Annotated in this window: 2 protein-coding genes; both read left to right on the top strand. The window is 45.3% G+C overall.

Annotated features, from left to right (window positions below; all coding sequences use genetic code 11):
• A partial coding sequence (locus tag BV372_RS37960; protein WP_256973506.1) for an EthD domain-containing protein occupies positions 1–1,404 on the top strand: 1,404 nt, incomplete at its 5' end.
• A gap of 1 nt (position 1,405) precedes the next feature.
• Positions 1,406–1,996 (top strand): carboxymuconolactone decarboxylase family protein (locus tag BV372_RS37955; protein ID WP_256973505.1); only part of this gene is annotated, 591 nt, incomplete at its 3' end.

Here is a 1,996-nt window from a genome sequence, read left to right as displayed (position 1 = left end):
GCCAGACTACCTGGACAGTATCAATACTGGCAATTTCATGTAGCGCACAACGAAGGCGGTCTGTGGCCAGAAATCGCTGGTTTGGATTACAGATGGGATGCAGAAGATAACTTCGACGGGATTGCAGAGTTAACCTTTGAAAGCGAAGGCGATCGCAATACATGGTTCAAAGCGTCAGCTATTTTGATGGATGATGAACATAATTTGTTCCGCAAAGCCATCGGTTATAACACCAACCCTGGCAATTCCATCACTTATGTAGACCGCATTCCCACTGGCGACCCCAACGGCGAAGTCGGAGCCATCAAATTCCACGTCTTGGTAAAAAAAGCCAATGGCGCGAGTACAGAAGCTTTCCGCCGCTATCTCACTGAGACTTTTGCTCCCAAAGTCAGCAGTCACGATGCGGTACTAAAGTTGCGCCTGCATCTATTTGAAGAAGTAGACAATTCTCGTCCCGATGCAGCTGGGGTCAGCCATTACGAACCAGAAGCCAAGCAATATCATGCGGCTTATGAAATTGCTTTCGCCAATCATCTCGAAAGAGAAAAGTTTTTCGCCTCTAGCGAATATGCAGCCGCCACTCAAGATGCTGCCAAATATATTAAACAAATTCAACCATTTCCCGAAAGAACGGCTTATACCTTTGTATATAACTCTCAGATGACCTTAGCTGGTCAGCGCAGTTCCTCAGTAGCAGGGCTGATCACAGAAATTGGCGCAGTTAATCAGATTAAGGAGGATATAGAATCTCTCATGCTCAATTACAATCTCTTCACCCCACAAACCAACGGTCATGCTTCTGCTCAAGCAACCCAAAGCAAGCCAAAACCAGCGAAAAAGCGGACCAATTATTACGAAGGTTTGTCGGCTGACTATTCTCGTCCAGGGCTTGTTAGCTCCTACGTAGCAAAGAAACTGATCGAGGATGCAGAAAGAATTGTGGCAATGAAAGAATCAAGGTTGCCAGAAATTGGTCCTAACTACACTCTCGAACAAATTGAAAGAGAAAACAGAGATTGGTGGCCTACTCATTGTGAAGCATTGAGACAAGGACGAGGCGATATCCTAACCGGAGAATATCGTGATGACTTAGTTTATCTGTGCCAAGACGGTCCCTACCAAGGCTTAGAACAACAAAAAGAAAGAGAAAAACATTGGTGGGCATTGATTGCACAACCAGGCGTTACCATGTGCTGGCCGATTGTGATGTTTTATGGTGAGCATACTTACTTCGAGTGGAAGTGTGTGGACGACGAAACCAACGAAACTCTGGCCAAAGGTAATGTTACATGGGTTCGTCGCGGTCACCGTGGTGCTTGCTATCTAAAAACCGAGCAGCTGACTTTCTACCGTGATGTTTATGCTCCTACCGAACTAATTAGCTTGATCACTACCGCGTGAGATGAAACTGGAGTTAGCAGTTAAAAATGCCGTCCTCGACGACCAAGAACTGCAAAAGAATTTAAAACAAATCAATCCCAAGTTTGGTGACTTTGTAATTCGGGTAGCAGGTGAAGCTTGGGGTTTACCACTAATTGATCAAAAAACTAAGGCTCTGATTACCATCGCTATTGATGTTGTCAATCAGGATCATAGAGGTCCAGGTAACCCCTTCGCCGCCCATGTCAATATGGCTCTTAAACAAGGAGCCACCCGCGATGAAATAGAAGAACTGCTGCTGTTCTTATGCGTTTATGCGGGCTTTAATAAGGTCGCGCCTTGCTTCGCCGCCCTGAATGAGATTTTTGACAATGTCAATTACATACCAAGGACAGCAGCAATGGTTTCAGCGCTCAAACAATCAAACCAAGCTGATTATTCAGCAAGGGATCGTAAAGGAAAAGTAGCTTTCTATGTACTCCTGTGGAAACGGGAGTCCATTTCCCTAGAGCTTTTTGATAACTACTGGAAAGATGTACATGGTCCAGTCTGTGCCAGACTACCTGGACAGTATCAATACTGGCAATTTCATGTAGCGCACAACGAAGGCGGT

The organism is Nostoc sp. T09 (genome assembly GCF_002154695.1).
Lineage (GTDB): Bacteria > Cyanobacteriota > Cyanobacteriia > Cyanobacteriales > Nostocaceae > Aulosira.
This window is presented reverse-complemented; position numbering and strand designations above follow the sequence as displayed.